Origin of the sequence: Nostoc sp. C057 (genome assembly GCF_013393925.1) — a bacterium.
GTDB classification, from domain to species: domain Bacteria; phylum Cyanobacteriota; class Cyanobacteriia; order Cyanobacteriales; family Nostocaceae; genus Nostoc; species Nostoc muscorum_A.
On the sequence record NZ_CP040281.1, the window covers coordinates 1,029,593 to 1,046,849 of the forward strand.

Genomic DNA, 17,257 nt, shown 5'->3' on the forward strand with positions numbered 1-17,257 from the left:
CTATTAATTAGGGTCTTTTGGATTAGGAAAAAATCGCAGATAGTGACTCGAAGAACCATAAAGATTTTTATAAAAAAACCAGGTATCAAGCACTAGCTCTAAAAGAGCAATCAACACCCAAATTGCTAGAGAAACAATTACAGGTAGACTGAGATCGGGAAACTTTCTTTGCAAATCGATAATTCCAAATAACAGCAAAAACAGGAGCGAAACTCCTAGAAGAAATGACAACTTAACGATCGCGAGAATAAAACGGCTGATCTCCAGAATGCGATTGTAAAGTCTGGAAAATCCCTCCAGTATTTCTTCCATATTATTGATGACAAGTAAAATTTGTTGTCGGTGTAAATGAGTAGCTAATGAACATTCTGGCTGCACTTGCGCCCATTCATCTTCATTCTTGAAATTATCTAAAAGCTTTTCTACAGGTAGCATCTGGGGACTATTTGCCCAGATTGGAAAATCCTTTAAATGCAACGGAACTAAATAGTTAATTAGTGCTATTAGAGTTTGATCCAAATTACTTAGTTCGGTGGGAAGAGACTGAGTTAGACGAATGAGTTGGTCAATCTGGATCTGAAGTGTATAGTAATCTTCATGTCGTCTTTGAGCGATTAGCTGACTAGTAAAGGTGAGGAAAACAATTAATACCCCCAATAAAGCAGCTAACGATTGGGATACAGCAGAAAAGAATTCAATTGCCACCTGTTTAGGCACTGTCAACCAAGGGGCATTTTCCCGCATCGCAAAAAGCAGGGTAGCAACAAATACAACTCCTACGATCACTAGCTGATGGTGGGTAACAGTAGTTATTACTGTCCGCACTAAAGCAGTATTACTCAGTTTAACCAAGGTTTGCAAACCTGGAACTGGTTCACACATTTGAAGTCGTTGGGGTTTGCGGGTTGACATGATTGAAAGTGACGATGGTAGATATTGTCAAAAGTATCCGTATACTTATTTGTCACCCTGCAAACTCACACTATTGGCCCCGGACTGAATCAATTTACTCAGGTCGGCAACGGCGCTAGCATACTGAGGATCGGCTAATGTCCCCAAGGTTTGGTTTTCCACTAATGCTTTCTGTTGTGCCTCGCTTAACTCCACGTTAATATCTGGTGCAATGCCGACATGATTGATATCTCGACCTTTCGGTGTGTAGTATTTGGCGATCGTTAGTTTCAGCCCCGAACCATCATCCAGTGGCTCTACGGCTTGAACCAAACCTTTCCCGAAGGTGCGAGTCCCTACTAACGTGGCGCGCTTATCATCTTGCAGCGCTCCCGACAGAATTTCGCTAGCACTAGCAGATCCTTTATCGACTAGTATCACTAAGGGTTTGTTGGTAAGAGGATGTCCCGACGCATTATAGCTATCTTTAACTTGATCTCGATTTACCAAAGACACGATTGCTCCTTGCTTTAACCACATACTGGCAATTTGCAAACTCGCATCCAGCAGTCCACCTGGATCGGAACGCAGATCCAAAACGTAGCCTTGCACCTGTTGTTTTTCTAGTGCTTCAATTGCCCGATGCATCTGGGCGGGTGCAGTTTGCGTAAACTCTGGTAAACGAATGTAACCAATCTTACCTACCGCCGTTGTTTGGGTGTTGTAAGTTACAGGGTGGATAGCAATATTTGCACGGGTAAGCTTGAAAGTTTGGGATTGGCTACCCCGTTTAATCGTGAGTACTACTTTGGTTCCCACCGGGCCCACAATCCGCTTAACGGCATCCTCTATTTTCATTCCCTGAGTTATTTGACCGTTAATTTGGACAATTAAATCACCCGGCAAAATACCTGCTTTAAAAGCAGGCGTTCCTTCAATTGGGGCAACAACAGTTAAAGCTTTAGTCTTTTCATTCTCTGCCAGTTCCAGCCCTACACCACTAAGGTTGCCAGAAATATCGCTATTTAGGGCTTTAAATTCTTGGGGGTCGTAAAACTCCGTGTAGCGATCGCCTAATTTAGCCACCATTTCTTGAATTGCACCATAAGCCTCTTTCTTAGAACTATAGGAGCGGCTAAGATACTGCTGTCGAATTGCTTTCCAATCTTGATGGTTAAAGTTGGCATCAACATAGTTTTTATCTAGGATTTGCCACACCTCATCTACTAGCTTTTGAGAGGTAGCTTGAGTTTTACCTAGAACTTTAGAAGTGTAGAGACTAGTTCCTGCCAGGATTGTGGCAATAACTGCGAGTTCTATCCTGACGATCAATTTTTGCTTGAACATATTTTAATTATTGAAGAAGAATACAGAATACAGAATACAGAATCCAGAATTCACAATTTAGATAGAATTCATTCTGAATTCTGACGACTGACTCCTGAATTCTGTTTGATAAAACTACTACGAATTATCTTGAGATTACCCTTTACGGCGGGGATAGGCAGTCTTAAAAATATCCTGAATTTTAGTCTTTTGTTCAGCCGTGAGATTCAGACTGAACACTGCTTTACGCATTTTTTCACCTTGTTGCAATTTCGCTGACAATTCCTTTACTTGATCTGGAGTCAGAACTGCCTCAACTTGTTGGCGAATTGCTTCGCGCTTCTGGGCGCGTTCCGGCGTATTCACTCCAGGAGAGCTTGGTGCAGTAGTGTTGGTATCAGACACCTTTGTCCCAGAGTTATCACTTTGAGAGATATCGGGAGACTTAGAACTGGTGCAACCTGTCATTCCTCCAATGAGGATAGTTGCAAATAAAAGAGTTGGTAAAATTATCTGTTTTTTAATCATTGACTTCTCTGGTTTTTGTTGTATGTAATACGGGTGCTTATCTGAGAGAATGTTTAAAAAGTTGCTACTTGGCTTACACCAGCTAATCTTAAAAGTCGGGATAGATTTGTGCATGAGCTAGAATTCCTAACCTGACCAGTAAAAAAGTACTCAAGTTATTGTGACTTTTTTCCTAATTTAGGAATGCTTAATCAGTCGGAACGGCTCTATTCATACTAGAGAGAGATTCGTTATATAGAAAGAAGAGTTTCATTCTAAAATTGTGAAAATACCTATGGTTTTGTTAAAAAGGCCATTGAGTTGGAACAGTTCTATGGTTCTCTTAACCTACCCATCGTTTCGTCTGTTGCTTTACCTAGAGTGGCTGTTATTAGCCACGGCAGTGTTCATGGAAGTTGTGCTGCCGTTTGAGTTGTCCTGGTCGTTGCTGTTAAGAGTTGTTGCGATTGCAACTTTCAGCTTGATGGGTTTGAGACTACCGATGGTGAAGCTGGAAACAAAATTATTTTATACAGCCCTAGAATTCGGTTTAATTTTGCTGCCAACAACTCAACATAGCTTATCTAGTCGCTCCGTTTTCCTGCTGTGTCTAGTATTGGTGATGCGGAGTTGTCTAATATTTAAGCGATCGGGACAGTTGCTTGTCTTGGGTTTATCTCTGCTTACTTATGGAACACTGGTTTTATCAAGACCGATTGTACCTGATAAGTTTATGAGAGAAAAGCTGATCGCTATGTCTTTGGATTGGCGATTAAGTAATATATTATTGTTTAGCCTAACGTTAGTATTCGCTTTATTGTTAATCAATGCTCTGCTTGCAGAGCGCCAAAGTCGAGAGCAGTTAGAAATTGCTCATCTGCAATTAGAGATCACTAATCAACAACTGTGTCAGTATGCGCTACGGATTGAAGATCAGGCAACCTTGCAGGAACGCAATCGAATTGCCCGCGAAATTCATGATGGGTTAGGACACACTCTAGTTGCCCAAACTATTCAGATTAACAACACCCTGTTGTTCTGGGAATCAAATAATGACAAAGCATTAACATTTCTCAAACAGGCAAAGGAATTGGGCGCTGAGGCCCTGCTAGAAATTCGGCGATCGCTTTCTCTTTTACGTTCAAATCCTTTGCAAGGACAATCTCTCAAATCAGCTATTGAAAAGCTGCTGACAGATTTTCACCAAACCACAGGTATCGAACCATCCTGTAAAATTGACGTGCCGCACACTTTACCAACAGAAGTAAACACGGCCTTATACCGTATTGTGCAAGAATCGCTGACAAATATTTGCAAACACGCTCAGGCGACAAGTGTCACCGTTGGACTACTGGCTCACGCTGGGATGATTCATCTGTCAATCGAAGATAATGGAAAAGGATTTAACCCCACTCAAAATACAACCGGATTTGGGCTACAAGGGATGCGAGAACGGGCGGTTGCACTGGGCGCTCAGTTGAATCTCCAGAGTCAACTAGGAACAGGTTGCTGTATTTCTGTTTGTTTGCCACTATCAAAGCTGTTGGTGTTTTAGTATGATTCAGATTTTATTAGTTGACGATCAGCATCTTATTCGCCAGGGACTTAAGAGTATGCTTGAGTCGAATGCAGAGATTCAGGTAATCGGTGAGGCGGAGAATGGTCAACGGGCACTCGAACAAATTCCCACACTGCAACCTGATATCGTGCTAATGGATGTTCGGATGCCTGTAATGGATGGAGTTGCCACAACAAAAGCGATCGCTCAACAATATCCTGACATTAAGGTTCTCGTCCTGACCACCTTTGATGATGATGAGTATGTTTTCCAGGCGATGCAGGTGGGTGCAAAGGGCTATTTGCTCAAGGATACTGAACCTGATGAACTAATGTTGGCAATTCGAGCCGTCTATAAGGGACAAACTCTACTCGGTCCAGGATTGTTTGAGAAAGCACTTATACCGATTGCCGTACCTGTGCCATCCGTGGAACCCCCTCCAGAATTGGCCCAACTTACACCCAGAGAATTAGATGTGTTGCGGTTAATTGCTTCTGGAGCTAATAACCGTGAAATTGCTGAATCCCTGTTTCTTTCAGAAAACACTGTTAAAAATTATGTTACCAATATTCTGAGTCGCTTAAGTTTGCGCGATCGCACTCAAGCCGCTTTGTTTGCCCATTCGTTGTTTAGTGGACTTAAATAAATAAGTTATCTTGCTCATAAATGACTGGTACCAGCAAAAAAGATAGAATAATTTACAGATAGGTTTTAAATTATCCATCTGCTTCGGAACTTTTTCACTTACTGGGTTAGCCATACAAATTATTAGCGATCGCCACCTTAAATACATTGAATTTTATATCTGTCCGGCTGCTAATACTAAGTCTGCGGTCAAATCCAGGGCTGGGAAAATCACTGATCTAATAATCTCCGTCCCCTGAAACACAGATTCTTCATATAATCCATCTACCAGAGTTAGTAGGGTTATTTGGGCTTTCTGGGCATCAACAATCCAGTATTCAGGGATACCCCGTGCTGCATACTCAGAGCGCTTATAGCGGTAGTCTCTATCCTCATTTACCTTTCCTGGGGACACAACCTCAACTACCATTACTGGCGACGGCATCTCTGGAGTGATTGTAGCCCGTCCGAGAGCCATCGCTTCTAATAACTCCTGCGTTAAGATCATCAAGTCAGGCAGTCGCACACGAGTCCGGTTGCCTATGACCACAAGTTCCGTATCTTTATGACGGATGAGTTGAATCGGAACAAACTTGAGAAATTGTGACAGTAGATAAAGAGAGATTAAGTTATTTCTATCGCTTTCTGGTGGCATTTGAACCAACTCTCCATCCACAAGTTCGTACTTAGTATCTGTGCCATCATCATAGGCAAGGTACTCTTCAAGGGTAAGTTTCTTGACTGCTGTGGTCATAAACCCTTTTTTTACTCTCTAAACTTATATTTTACTAATTTTTGGATATTTCAATACTGGCATATTCCAATACTCTCCCAAGCTCCCAACATTACGCTATCTCTACCAATATTTCTTTGCCGTTGGTGAATTGGATGAATTCTGAACAAATATTCTAAACTTCGGTTGACTTGTCAATAACGAATCGTTAAGATTTAAACAAAATTTTGGATACTCAATTACAGCTATGCTTCGTCTAAAGTCAATTTGTGTGTTAATGCTGGCAACATCAGCATTAAGCCTCATCTCTCACCCCGTTAAAGCTGCTTTAATTAATTTTAATTGTAACTAGATTAGTTTCAGTAATTATATTGTAAACTTTCGTTAGATATATGTGGTTAAATTTACATAAATTCCCACATTCAGAAAATATATTGTAGTGGTTGAGCGATCGCTGAAAAAATCTCATAGCCCTACAAGTATCATTCAGCGAGGGCATCGTCCTAATTAACCTGGTAGATAGTGCTGTTGACTGCTACTAACTTGGCGATTGAGAGAGACAGAATCAGCAGCAGATATACCAGAGAAATATCCGTCTTTTGAACCACAAGAAGCAATTATCCCCGCTAATTAGCTTGCGAAATAGAGCTTCTGCCGCCAGCCTTGAGGAGGGTTTCAGTACTTCCCGTGAAAAGTTCAGATGGGGTAAGGGTGATAAAGAATTATAACTTTGTTTTCAATACTGCTCGGTTAAGGAGAAATAGAGGGTAAAACAAGGAAGATTTTGTTCGCGTAAACTGTCCGCGAACAAAATAAATAATTAGACTTACTTTTTCTCTTTGAGGCTATCGTACAAGTCCACCCAATTTTGACGAAGAGAGTCGATGCACTCTGTTAAGTAATCGATTTGGGTTCTTCTAGCCACAGAAAGAACAGCATTAATATGGGCAGAGCTTCCAGCCTTACCCAAATGCTTGTATTTGCTCAATTTGTTAGGTTGAGTTGTGGAAAAAATTGGTTTGGTTGCATGTAACTTATAGTACCAGTAAGCTTGCTTTTTCCCGCGTGCTTGGTAACGCAAAACGCAACAACCAGGTGGTGCAACTTCCCCCGAAGTCTGAATTTGTTGAATGGAGAGTTGTAACGTCGCAATGGCTTGTTGTATGAGTTCGGCTCTAGAAATAATGTCAGAGTCAACCATCTGGCAAAACAAGAGTGCTTATGGTGATCGCAGTGTTCGCGTATTGATTACGAGAACAAGTCCGAATTTAGTTTATATTATTTTACAGCCAAAATTAAACGTAAGTACCGTCTTGTTAATGTCACTTGTTAACTTTGAGGTTCAACAGCCATACATTACCCCAAGCCAATTACTTCTGGCAATGGATAAAGTAATTCCATCTCAAACCATAACGAACGCAATTATCAGTACTTCTTCTGTTGGACAACGACAACGAATACTTCCGACTCATGTAGTTGTGGTTTTGGTAATAGCCATGAGTTTTTGGTCATCGGACTCTATTGTATCGGTGTTCAAAAATCTGATTCATGGTTTCGCCAGTTTACGCATACCGGAATTAATACGTTTTAAAACACCAACTTCTTCATCAATTACCGAAGCACGGCAACGAACCGGAGCATCTGTAATGACACGTTTGTTTGAGATGGTTGCAAAGCCATTAGCAACGCCTTTAACACCAGGTGCTTTTTTGGGAGGGTTAAGAATAATGGCTGTAGATGGGACAGTAATGGACATTCCTGAGACTCAAGAGAATGCCAGAGTATTTGGTTATCCAGGTTCGCGTCCTGGTACATATCCAGCATTTCCTAAAGCCAGATTAGTTTTTTTACTAGAAGCAGGGACTCATTTAATTACTGATGCATTCATTAGTCCTTATCGAATTGGTGAAAGAAAAGGAGCTTTAAAATTATTACGAAGTGTTAGTGATGGGATGTTGCTGATGTGGGATAGGGGACTACATTCATTCAAGATGGTTAATGCTGCAATTAAAAAAAAAATGCCATATTCTTGGACGTGTACCAGCCCACGTTAAATTCGAGGTCGTTCAAACTTTTGACGATGGTTCTTATTTGTCTTGGATTGGACCTGATGGTCAATCTAAAAAGAAGGGTGCAACCCGAATACCCATCCGTGTAATTGAATATGTTGTTGAAGAGAATGGGATAGAAAAAGTTTATCGTCTGATTACTGATTTGATGGATATTACAATTTTCCCAGCTTTACTTCTAGCGACTGAGTATCACCAGCGATGGGAAGCAGAGAATACTTTGGATGAATTAAAAGTTCATCTTTTAGGGCGAAAAACTCTTATCCGCTCGAAAAATCCTCGTGAAGTAGTCCAAGAAATTTATGGCTGGTTACTGGGACATTACTGTATACGTTGTTTAATGTTTCAAAGTGCTGAAAAAGTAGGATTATCACCATTACGTCTAAGCTTTACTGGCAGCCTGAGAGTGGTTAGACGCGCTATCCCTTTGTTCCAGATTGCAATAGAAATGTTCCCAGATATCAATGTATTTTTTAGCTGGTTAATTTCGGAAATAAAAGATTTAAAAATTCCACCACCACAGCACAGAAGTAATCCCAGAGTCGTCAAGAAAACTCGCTCAAAATTTCCGAGTAAAAAACGATGTCATAGAAATAATGGCACTCCTCGACAACTATTATCCTTTCAAATTTTCAGGAAAGCAAGTTGAATACATCTATTATTTAGGCGATACCGTAAATTGTTCATTCTCAATTTATAGTTCAACAGGTTAAAAATCTTCTCAGCAATTGACAATTAAATTTTTCGAGAGTGCCTTTAGGTACAAGCAACGTTTTTAGCTGTTTTTGTTCTCGTAAATCATACGCGAACAAATTATGATTTATTCCACTATCTATTTTTCCTTAACCGAGCAGTATTGACTTTGTTTTAAATGAAATACTTACAGAATAAGGCTTTCAAGGATTTTGAGCCAGGTTTTCCATAAAAATAACCGAAAAACTCTGAAAAGATTGTATTGTTATTATTCATTACATCAACATCGTCGCTATGAAAAATCTGTTGCCATTGTTCTTGAGTGTTATTTTATTAAGTAGCACATCAAGTTGTAATAAAACTAATACCAAGACTGACAATACTTCTAGTAACAATAAAACTGCCCTCTCTGAAGGCACATCTAGTCAACCAAATAATCAACAAATATCTGTACCTGCTGGAACAAGTTTTGAGACTGTTCTTCAACAAGAGATATCTACGAGTAAAAGCCAAAATAATGACCGCTTTGTTTTAGAAATCAAGAATTCCTCAACCGGAGTCAATAAAGTTCTTCAAGAAGGTCAAATACAGGGACACCTGGAAGATGTAGTCAAAGCTGCTAAAGGAAAAAAAGCAAGTTTACATTTAGTTTTTGATGATATTTCGCTTAAAAATGGTTCATCTTATCCCATTGATGCAACTTTAGTAAACACCAAGTTAGAAACAAAAACCAAAGGTAAGTTCATTCAAAATACAGGGATTATTTTAGGTGGTACAATTGCAGGTCATTTTCTTGGTAATCAAGCCAAGTTCAAGCATGGTGGGCTAGCAGGTGGTGCTGCTGCGGCTGCTTTTGTTTTGTCTAGCCCTGGTGGAGAAGTTGCCCTTAAAAAAGGTACAAATATTAAACTTCAATTGAAATCTGCTATTGGTACTACTCAATAGACCATCAGCTATGGCACACTTCATAACTTGAAACTCTTGCTATGACTGGGTAGAGGGATATAAGGTTTGTATGGTAATTTCCGCAGATGAGGAATATTTTGTATGGTGTTAACGTGCCAGAAAAGATTGACTCAACCAATATCCAATTGTCCCAAATATAATTATTGATGTTACAGGCATAAACCATACCCCTAAATTGGGATTTTCTGTAGTCGCTAAATGGAATATTTGCCATTCAATGTAAACAAATATCCAAACCATCTCACTTTTTAACCAATCCAACATTGAACAAGCAATTTGATACTGCTGCAAAGCATTTTGTTCAGTAATTACAACTGGATAATTAAATGTATTGGGATAACGACTAATAAATGTTAAAAGTCCATAAATTGCTAAACCGACAATTGGTAAGAGCCACAGAACTTTTTTGCTCCCCCAACCATCGGCTTGTCCATCAAATCCAAAGTGGACAGGTATAGTATCGGGTAATGTTGACCAAGCGTAAATAGCGATGCCGAATAATCCTACAAGTCCTACCAGTGCGCTCAAGTTTAGCATCTGTGCCGAATGGAATCCAGGAATTACAATATCAGGTCTAGCATAAATAATGCCAAATAAATTTAGCTTATTAGCTTATATCCCCCGAATATAATTCGGGGGTTTTACGCTCAAAGTTGCGGCGAATTCGGGGCAGAATTCGGGGTTTGACTTCTTGCAGGAATGCTGGGATGATGATCCGGCCTTGCAGATTGTGATTAAAAAGCTTTTGGCGAAGTTTCCACAGTGGGGAATTGCTTGTGCGGATGGGGTGTTGGTGGATTAGTGCGATCGCTTTTGTCTGAAGCAGTAGGCTCAGTTGGAATACTGCCTTCTCCCTTCTTTACGGGACTTTGGGTTTGACAAACTTTAGGGTCATGCGATCGCTCTCTCCAATAGTAACGAAGCGTTCCCTATCCTTTTGACCTTGGCTCAAGGTTGGAGGTAGTGTCCAGACTCCACCCGGATAGTCCTTAGTATCTTTTGGGTTGGCGTTAATTTCTGATTTGCCCACGAATTTGAAGCCTGCTTTCTCCACCGCAGCAATTACCCCATCTTCAGACATATAGCCAGTTTTTATACTCTCTTGTAAAGAAATGCCTGGTTTGGCGCGGTGTTCTTCCACTCCCAGAATGCCCCCTGGCTTGAGTGCTTTGTAAGCCGCCGCGTAAACCTGCTCGGCATAGCCAGCACTGACCCAGTTGTGAATATTGCGGAAGGTAACAACTAAGTCTACAGAGTTGTCTGGGGCTAAGATAAGTTCGTTTGGGGGATTGATTGGAACTGCTTTAACCTTACCAAAAACCTCTGGATTAGCTGCTAGCTTCTGTTGGAAAGCTAAGGTGGATTTACTACTACTGGCAGAGTTAGTAACTATGAGTTGTCCCTTTGATGCTAGAAATGGGGCTAATATCTCGGTATACCACCCACTCCCTGGCCATAATTCAACCACAGTCATGTTGGGGCGTAAACCAAAGAATTTGAGAGTTTCGGCGGGGTGACGGTACTTGTCGCGATCGCGATTTGCAAGGGAGCGATGACTGCTAGTAAGTATGGTTTGGAGTGTTGTTGTGCCATCGAAAGTTGGGGATTTTCCGCTCTCGTTAGCTAGAACACTGGGGGGCATCACAGATGCCAATATAAATAAAGCTAGAATCAGGATTTTTAGCAAGCTTTGGCGGTGTATAGGATTTTGTCTCATAAATGTTTTTTCTCCTTTCCGTCAGCATAAGGGCAAATAGCCCCTTCCAATCGTGTTATGCCTGATTCTCTAGGTTGTTTATCGAAACAGAATTCATTCTGTTAGCGGATAGCTAGGGTTTAGCCCATTCTGACTCCTGACCGAAGAGGAGCGATGGCACGAAGCGCCCGCCAGAAGCGATCGCACAAACAAATAACTCATAAAGTTTAGCTTTTTTCTGGTGGATCTACTTATAATGATTCCAGCATTTACCAATCACCCCCCATCACTTATGGCAATACTTCAACTGATTGAACCTGAAGTTAAAGATTTGGGTGGGTTTGTTGCCCGCCGCAGTTTGCCATATCTTCATCGTCAAATGGTTGGGCCGTTTATCTTCTTTGATCATGTTGGCCCGTCTGTTTTGCCACCCAACAAAGGTATCGATGTCCGACCACATCCTCATATCAATCTTGCCACCGTAACTTACCTATTTGATGGTGCTTTGATGCACCGCGATAGTTTAGGCACTGTGCAGGAAATTCAACAGGGTGCTGTAAACTGGATGACGGCGGGAAAAGGGATTGTACATTCGGAGCGATCGCCAGACAGTGATCGTCAAAAAGAAAGCACCATTCATGGCATTCAAACCTGGGTCGCCTTGCCTGTAGAATACGAAGAAATCGATCCAAGCTTCACTCACTATCCTGCCCAAACCCTTCCTACCTGGGAAGAGAATGGCGCTATTATCAAACTCATTGCTGGACAAGCACTTGGGTACACTTCACCAGTCAAAGTTTTCTCACCTATTCTTTATTTAGATGTAATACTGTCTGCCAATGGTCACTTTACTATCCCCACTGGTTATTCAGAGAGGGCAGTATACAGTGTCACAGAAGGTTTGAGCATTAATGGGCAACTGCTAGAGCCATATCGCCTTGCCATCCTAGAACCAGCAGATGAAATCAAGGTTTCTGCTGCTGCTCCTGCTCGGTGTATTGTTATTGGTGGTGAACCATTGGGTACACGCTACAAATGGTGGAATTTTGTTTCTAGCCGACCAGAGCGGATAGAGCAAGCAAAAGCCGATTGGCAAGATTGCCGCTTTACTAACGTTTCAGAAGAGACAGAGTTTATTCCACTGCCAGAAGTGGTGACAGAGGCTAACCCCTTCTAGTACCAGTATGGTGTTGCGGATGCGCGATCGCAAACCTAATTAAAAAAGTTGAATTATTAGTTAATTTGATGATAACTAGCTTCTCTTGGACTAAACAGTGGTATCCAATAACTCCCGTCAGCTATCTGGAACCCTCTTATCCGACCCCCATCACTTTGCTTGGAAAAAAACTGGTAATCTGGAGAGACAAACATCAAAATTGGGTAGCAATGGATGATAGTTGCCCCCATAAATTGGCGCAGTTATCTTTAGGAAGTATCAATGAAAATGGAAACCTAATGTGTCGTCATCATGGTTGGTGTTTTGATGGGGCAGGAAAATGTACAAATATTCCGATGTTGAGTGATGAAAAGGCTTTAAAAGCTGCTTTTAATAGTGAGCGATCGCAAGTAACAACATACCCTACTCAAGTGCTACAAGGATTACTGTGGATTTGGGCAGATGATAGTCCTACTGCTTTTGAAGATAGCATTTCAAAACAACCTGCCCTGATGCCAGAATCTCAACTTGATAGCTCATTGACCGATTGGTTTATGTCAGAAGTTCCTGTTGGTTACACTGTCTCTGTTGAAAGTAGTTTTGATCCTTCTCACGCTCAATTTTTGCATAAAGGAATTGCTGGATTTTCTCCAGAAAGAGCAATACCTATACAAAATTTTGAAGTGTTTGGAGAAATGTCTGCTGAAGATGGTTTTACGTTAAAACATTCTGGTTACAATATTTTTAACAAAGATATGGATGCGACTAGGAAGTTCACTCCACCCTGTTCTAATACAACCAGCTATAAATATTCTAATGGTAAATTTGCTTTATTTCAGTTGTATTTTGTGCCCACAAAATCAGGTTATTGTAAACAAATTGGTAAATTTATTGCTGATACCCTTCCACAAAAAGGTAATTTCTGGTTTGAGCTTCTGCCCAAATATTTACAAACTGGGTTAAAACATTCATCTAGCTATAAGTTGAGTAACCAAGATTTATCAATGATGCACTCTCAAGCTGTTAACGAATCTGTGGTGAATAGAACTTGGCAAAAGTCATATTTTATGCCTTCAGTAGCTGACCTTGGCATCGTTACTTTTCGGAAATGGTTAGATGAATTTGCCGGTGGTAAACCTGCATTGCAGGGAGTAGCAGAAGCACCTTTTCAAGAATTAAGTGATGAGCAATTATACGATATCTGGCACAGACATACAAAGCATTGCCCTAGTTGTCGACAATCTCTAGCTTTGATAGATAAAGTCAAAAGTTTTTGTCAAAATTTGACGCTAGGATTGACCATTTTAGCATTGTTACTAATCGTAATTAATCTACCTATAAACATAGTCATCACACCAGTTTTACTTGGTATATTAAGTTTAATTTGTGGCTATAAATTAGATTCAATTCGAGAACGCTTTCTCAGCAGTATTCCCAAAAAAGGTTTACCCGTGGTTGAATTATATGAAAATTAACATCAGAAGTTTGTAGTGGGCACTTTAGTCATCATCAAGTTTCACGCCTTAGCCCATAACTTTTACCCAACAAAGTGCGTTACTTCTCTTAATTGGATGAAGTCGAACTAAGTTGTCGAAGAAACTCAATATTCAAATCTAACTTTTCTCCTAACCAGAGAGAATAAACCGCGTGGTCTGAGACAGCATCGCCTGTCTCAGGGTGGACGAGAATATCTAATCCCTCACGATTAAGCATTAACCAAGGAACGACTTTATCAAACTGATTCGGTAAGAAAGCAACTTGATACATCCCTTTTGGGTGGGGCCCAATAGGCTTGTCAAACCAGCGTCCGAGTTGCACGTCAAATCTAGCGCCCAATCCTTCACGTACACGCGCAGCGACATCCCGACTTGCAGCATCGAAGTAAACATGAGCATGAAAACCAGCGATCTCAATGGTATCTTCTTTCATAGATCCACTTTTTGCTCTCAACTCTAATTTTGGGTAGAGGACTTTTTCTTTTTCACTGAAAAAGCGATGTCTACGACGGGCTACGCCTACGCTCAATTTTAGCCTAATACCGTGCAGTTAAGGATAGTCTGTAGCGATTTAACTCTATAGAGGCCATTAATTGAGGTAATTGGGTAGTTGAAAATAAACCAAATTCAGAATTTGGCTGGCAATGATTTATGCAATATTAGTAGTCTGTCAAGTTTAAATTAATGGTAAGCAAGTTCGTAGTAAGGACTTTAGTCCTTCTCTTCTAAACCCTAAAATCCTTACTACAAACCCTCAAAACTAGTTTGACAAAGTAGTAATTAGTTAACGCTTAAAGTACTTGTAGTTTCTTTGACAACTTCATTTTTTTTAACAGCAGCTGAAAGATGCACAATATGAACCGAACAAGAAGCATGGTGAAGAACGTAGTTACTCACACTACCGAGAAATAACTCCATTAGCCCAGAATGACCCCGCCGCCCCATAACAATTAAGTCAGTGCCAGAACTATGGGCTAAGTCACAAATAGTCCTGCCAGGATTACCAACATTTTGCGTAAATTCTGTATTTACACCTGCTGTGTTAGCTTGTGCAGAGAAAGATTGCAACATCTGGATTCCCAAATTTTTAAAGGTATCCCACTGCTTTTGGTATAACTCAAAGCTTTGACTAGTTAATCCTGGATAGTAGTCAAAATTAGACATCATAGGTACGTAAGGGCTACCCTCTTCTTCTGGAGATAGAACATGGACTAACATTAAGCTAGCTTGTGTTAACTTTGCTAAACTCAATGCTTCTTCAAAAACTTGTTGCCCTATTTCTGAGCGATCTAATGCAACTAAAATCTTTTTAAACATCATAATAGACCTCCTATTTCATTGGTAATTGGTCTTTACTGTTTCAGATTTCCAAATGCTGGATTATCAAAAATGACTAATCTCTCAACTATGTTTAGCGATTTTTGAATTTAAATATTCTTAAAGGTTTTCGCCCCATATTTATATATATAGCAAAACAATTTGAGGAACTTGTGAGGAAAGCAAACATTTATCTTTGATTACGAGGAAGTATTCGGTTTTATAATATACACTCAACTACGTATAGAATGTTTTTCAAATGCGAGTACCTTGATTCAAAGTATGGATTTATCAGATGGATTTAGTGTTTTTCACTGCCAAAAACTCATGTAATTCTTCTATACTTACTCAAGTACAGTAAATATCAGTTTATATTTTATAGACTTCTAAAAAAAGATGCGATCGCTTCATTAAGTTGGTTTATTGCTGCTTTTTGATTTATCCCTTGTCCTACTATTCCATTGTCTAGACATAAAGCAACCCAATAACCCGCACTCTTTCGCAAAACTGTTGTGTAGAATTCCATAAACATTTTCAACTTGCCACATTTTCTTGTTTTAGTGATTGATAATATTTTAGGGCTTCATCTTTTGATAGTAGTTTTTCTTCCTCTACTTCCTCTATGAGTTTTGCTAAACCGTAATTCTCAAGAATTTCTTCAATTTTTTCAAATTCAGCGATAGGAATTTGTACGGCAATAGGTTGTTGATTTTCGTCGAGAACATAATTTTTGTTAACTTCAAGCATTTTATAACTCCTATGTGTAAAAAGCTTGGTGTCAGGTAATTAGACTTTAACAGTTTATCGCGATCGCATGGATTGACCTCTCCCCCAACTCCTCTGCGAAGCGGAGAGGGGAGCCAGATTTCTCTTTCCCTCTCTTCGAGACGCTGCGCGAACGTAGGGAAGGGGGTTGTGGGGTTAGGTCTGTGTGCGAAGTGCAAGGGTGCGATTAGCAGTTTTAGGCAGTTGATTATTATTATCGTAACTTTTATTACCTTCGTCGTTTTCGTCTGTAATACCCATTTACTGGAGTTCCATTTTTTCTTATATATCCTCGAACTGGCTCATAATCACTTTGATTAGAAATACGTCTGTACTCAGCTTCAGTAAGTTTTTCCTTACTTGATATACTTAATTTTTTCGTTGTTGGTGGTGTTGGCTTAGGTGGTGTTGAGCCTTGTGGAGATGAGTGTCTTATCGGTGGTTGTATTTGTTGAGTTGGTTTTGGCGGTTTTTGCTCAGTAGACCGTCTTTTTTGATAAGCTTTCTCATGAAACTTATTATAGGAAGTTTGTATAGTGTTATCTACTTGCTCTTTTGCTCTTACAAAATTTGAAGAGTAGTTTGTAATTGTAGGATTTCTGGTAGCAAATTTTCTAAGTATAACTTGAGCCGCAGCAGCTGATGCATTAGCTTTCTGAAGTTCATAAGTATCAAGAGAATCTAGCTCTGCCAATTTTTCACATGAAAATTCATAAAAAAGTCCGAAACTACCTGCCACACCCCCTAAAAACAGCATTACCCAATACAATTGGACAAGTTGCCCTAGCGTTAAATAACCGATGAGACAAAGCAGCGCTAGAGTCCAACTCCAATCAACTATTTCTTTTATACGCTGAAAATGCTGTCGTAGAGATGACATTGATAGATTACATCAGTTATTTATTAGGGCTAGGTATATTGGTTTTAGAGCATTTCAATATAATTTGTTTAGGTCTATCAGGATTGCTTAGTAAATTTATATTTTGATTATAAGGAGTACAACCATTTTTACTCAAACGAATCCTTACATAATCTGTATTTGGTATTTGAACTCGAAAAAAACCTAAATTATCAGTTGTATCTGAATCAACTCCACCTTCAGATTCCATTGTTACTTTTGCTCCAACCACAGCCTGTTGAGAGTCTTCATCTAAAACAAGTATTTTGACACTCTTTGAATCTGAAACTTTAGAAGCTGGATTGTCATTATTTGGCTCATTTGAGATATTAAGTCCTGGAACGTGCTTTGCAGCACCATAACCTACTACAAGTAAAAAAACACTAATTGAGGCATATAGTATGGGTTTGGGTATGTTGCTTAAATCCACAGGGCTAATGTGTGTATGTTGTTACACATACATATTATCATTATTGCTTTAGCAGAATTGTATAAATTTAGTAAAAAACGCCAAGAGATTTAAAGACTTAATCTTGTCTTGTTCTTGGCGCGCTTTGTAAAC

General features: G+C 39.9%; 18 protein-coding genes and 1 pseudogene. 6 read left to right on the forward strand and 13 right to left on the reverse strand.

Annotated features, from left to right (window positions below; genetic code table 11):
* Positions 1-3 precede the first annotated feature (3 nt).
* From FD724_RS04250 to FD724_RS04260, 3 genes are all read right to left on the reverse strand, one after another.
* Complete coding sequence (locus FD724_RS04250; RefSeq protein WP_179071693.1) at positions 4-912, reverse strand: hypothetical protein; 909 nt, start codon at positions 910-912, stop codon at positions 4-6.
* Positions 913-957: 45 nt separating this feature from the next.
* The gene (locus FD724_RS04255) at positions 958-2,238 is read right to left on the reverse strand and encodes a S41 family peptidase (RefSeq protein ID WP_179071694.1); all 1,281 of its coding nucleotides are present in this window, start codon (positions 2,236-2,238) and stop codon (positions 958-960) included.
* A 135-nt stretch (positions 2,239-2,373) separates the two neighbouring features.
* Positions 2,374-2,859 carry a hypothetical protein gene (locus FD724_RS04260; RefSeq protein WP_179071695.1) on the reverse strand — a complete coding sequence of 162 codons (486 nt, stop codon included), beginning with the start codon at positions 2,857-2,859 and terminating at the stop codon, positions 2,374-2,376.
* Positions 2,860-3,058: 199 nt separating this feature from the next.
* On the opposite strand from FD724_RS04260, the gene FD724_RS04265 reads away from it, so the two are divergent.
* A complete protein-coding gene (locus FD724_RS04265; protein ID WP_256874449.1) occupies positions 3,059-4,279 on the forward strand; it encodes a sensor histidine kinase in 1,221 nt (406 codons plus the stop codon).
* A gap of 1 nt (position 4,280) precedes the next feature.
* Entirely contained in the window at positions 4,281-4,928 is a 648-nt protein-coding gene (locus tag FD724_RS04270; protein ID WP_179071697.1) for a response regulator transcription factor, read from the forward strand.
* A 153-nt stretch (positions 4,929-5,081) separates the two neighbouring features.
* On the opposite strand, the gene FD724_RS04275 is transcribed toward FD724_RS04270, so the two are convergent.
* Positions 5,082-5,660: a Uma2 family endonuclease gene (locus tag FD724_RS04275; protein WP_179071698.1), complete on the reverse strand. Its 579-nt coding sequence runs from the start codon at positions 5,658-5,660 to the stop codon at positions 5,082-5,084.
* Positions 5,661-6,465: 805 nt separating this feature from the next.
* Entirely contained in the window at positions 6,466-6,840 is a 375-nt protein-coding gene (locus tag FD724_RS04280; RefSeq protein WP_179071699.1) for a hypothetical protein, read from the reverse strand.
* A gap of 118 nt (positions 6,841-6,958) precedes the next feature.
* On the opposite strand from FD724_RS04280, the pseudogene FD724_RS04285 reads away from it, so the two are divergent.
* A pseudogene (locus FD724_RS04285) lies at positions 6,959-8,357 on the forward strand (IS4 family transposase).
* 338 nt (positions 8,358-8,695) lie between these two features.
* The gene (locus FD724_RS04290) at positions 8,696-9,346 is read left to right on the forward strand and encodes a hypothetical protein (protein ID WP_179071700.1); all 651 of its coding nucleotides are present in this window, start codon (positions 8,696-8,698) and stop codon (positions 9,344-9,346) included.
* A 108-nt stretch (positions 9,347-9,454) separates the two neighbouring features.
* Here FD724_RS04290 and FD724_RS04295 read toward each other — a convergent pair whose 3' ends face one another.
* A complete protein-coding gene (locus FD724_RS04295; RefSeq protein WP_179071701.1) occupies positions 9,455-9,904 on the reverse strand; it encodes a DUF1648 domain-containing protein in 450 nt (149 codons plus the stop codon).
* Between the two features lie 322 nt (positions 9,905-10,226).
* Positions 10,227-11,084, reverse strand: coding sequence for a class I SAM-dependent methyltransferase (locus FD724_RS04300; RefSeq protein WP_179071702.1), 858 nt, complete (start codon positions 11,082-11,084; stop codon positions 10,227-10,229).
* Between the two features lie 271 nt (positions 11,085-11,355).
* Here FD724_RS04300 and FD724_RS04305 point away from each other — a divergent pair, with 271 nt between their 5' ends.
* Together FD724_RS04305 and FD724_RS04310 are read left to right on the forward strand one after the other, a co-directional pair.
* Entirely contained in the window at positions 11,356-12,240 is an 885-nt protein-coding gene (locus tag FD724_RS04305; protein ID WP_179075410.1) for a pirin family protein, read from the forward strand.
* Between the two features lie 68 nt (positions 12,241-12,308).
* Complete coding sequence (locus tag FD724_RS04310) at positions 12,309-13,694, forward strand: Rieske 2Fe-2S domain-containing protein (protein ID WP_179071703.1); 1,386 nt, start codon at positions 12,309-12,311, stop codon at positions 13,692-13,694.
* Positions 13,695-13,782: 88 nt separating this feature from the next.
* Here the strand turns inward: FD724_RS04310 and FD724_RS04315 are convergent, their stop codons facing one another.
* The 6 genes from FD724_RS04315 to FD724_RS04340 form a co-directional block, all read right to left on the reverse strand.
* The gene (locus tag FD724_RS04315) at positions 13,783-14,148 is read right to left on the reverse strand and encodes a DOPA 4,5-dioxygenase family protein (RefSeq protein ID WP_114085852.1); all 366 of its coding nucleotides are present in this window, start codon (positions 14,146-14,148) and stop codon (positions 13,783-13,785) included.
* Between the two features lie 347 nt (positions 14,149-14,495).
* Entirely contained in the window at positions 14,496-15,032 is a 537-nt protein-coding gene (locus FD724_RS04320) for a universal stress protein (protein ID WP_114085853.1), read from the reverse strand.
* Positions 15,033-15,408: 376 nt separating this feature from the next.
* The gene (locus FD724_RS04325) at positions 15,409-15,558 is read right to left on the reverse strand and encodes a hypothetical protein (RefSeq protein ID WP_179071704.1); all 150 of its coding nucleotides are present in this window, start codon (positions 15,556-15,558) and stop codon (positions 15,409-15,411) included.
* An 8-nt stretch (positions 15,559-15,566) separates the two neighbouring features.
* Positions 15,567-15,779: a hypothetical protein gene (locus FD724_RS04330; RefSeq protein ID WP_179071705.1), complete on the reverse strand. Its 213-nt coding sequence runs from the start codon at positions 15,777-15,779 to the stop codon at positions 15,567-15,569.
* Positions 15,780-16,026: 247 nt separating this feature from the next.
* Complete coding sequence (locus FD724_RS04335; protein WP_179071706.1) at positions 16,027-16,677, reverse strand: hypothetical protein; 651 nt, start codon at positions 16,675-16,677, stop codon at positions 16,027-16,029.
* Between the two features lie 16 nt (positions 16,678-16,693).
* Positions 16,694-17,125 (reverse strand): hypothetical protein, encoded by a 432-nt coding sequence (locus FD724_RS04340; protein WP_179071707.1) that lies wholly within the window; start codon positions 17,123-17,125, stop codon positions 16,694-16,696.
* Between the last annotated feature and the right edge of the window lie 132 nt (positions 17,126-17,257).

Coding starts and splice junctions, on each gene's coding strand:
- FD724_RS04290 (WP_179071700.1), top strand. CDS start 8,696: ATGAAAAATCTGTTGCCATTGTTCTTGAGTGTTATTTTATTAAGTAGC.
- FD724_RS04310 (WP_179071703.1), top strand. CDS start 12,309: ATGATAACTAGCTTCTCTTGGACTAAACAGTGGTATCCAATAACTCCC.
- FD724_RS04305 (WP_179075410.1), top strand. CDS start 11,356: ATGGCAATACTTCAACTGATTGAACCTGAAGTTAAAGATTTGGGTGGG.
- FD724_RS04260 (WP_179071695.1), bottom strand. CDS start 2,859: ATGCACAAATCTATCCCGACTTTTAAGATTAGCTGGTGTAAGCCAAGT.
- FD724_RS04295 (WP_179071701.1), bottom strand. CDS start 9,904: ATGCTAAACTTGAGCGCACTGGTAGGACTTGTAGGATTATTCGGCATC.
- FD724_RS04330 (WP_179071705.1), bottom strand. CDS start 15,779: ATGCTTGAAGTTAACAAAAATTATGTTCTCGACGAAAATCAACAACCT.
- FD724_RS04275 (WP_179071698.1), bottom strand. CDS start 5,660: ATGACCACAGCAGTCAAGAAACTTACCCTTGAAGAGTACCTTGCCTAT.
- FD724_RS04320 (WP_114085853.1), bottom strand. CDS start 15,032: ATGTTTAAAAAGATTTTAGTTGCATTAGATCGCTCAGAAATAGGGCAA.
- FD724_RS04315 (WP_114085852.1), bottom strand. CDS start 14,148: ATGAAAGAAGATACCATTGAGATCGCTGGTTTTCATGCTCATGTTTAC.
- FD724_RS04335 (WP_179071706.1), bottom strand. CDS start 16,677: ATGTCATCTCTACGACAGCATTTTCAGCGTATAAAAGAAATAGTTGAT.
- FD724_RS04270 (WP_179071697.1), top strand. CDS start 4,281: ATGATTCAGATTTTATTAGTTGACGATCAGCATCTTATTCGCCAGGGA.
- FD724_RS04265 (WP_256874449.1), top strand. CDS start 3,059: ATGGTTCTCTTAACCTACCCATCGTTTCGTCTGTTGCTTTACCTAGAG.
- FD724_RS04300 (WP_179071702.1), bottom strand. CDS start 11,084: ATGAGACAAAATCCTATACACCGCCAAAGCTTGCTAAAAATCCTGATT.
- FD724_RS04255 (WP_179071694.1), bottom strand. CDS start 2,238: ATGTTCAAGCAAAAATTGATCGTCAGGATAGAACTCGCAGTTATTGCC.
- FD724_RS04325 (WP_179071704.1), bottom strand. CDS start 15,558: ATGGAATTCTACACAACAGTTTTGCGAAAGAGTGCGGGTTATTGGGTT.
- FD724_RS04280 (WP_179071699.1), bottom strand. CDS start 6,840: ATGGTTGACTCTGACATTATTTCTAGAGCCGAACTCATACAACAAGCC.
- FD724_RS04250 (WP_179071693.1), bottom strand. CDS start 912: ATGTCAACCCGCAAACCCCAACGACTTCAAATGTGTGAACCAGTTCCA.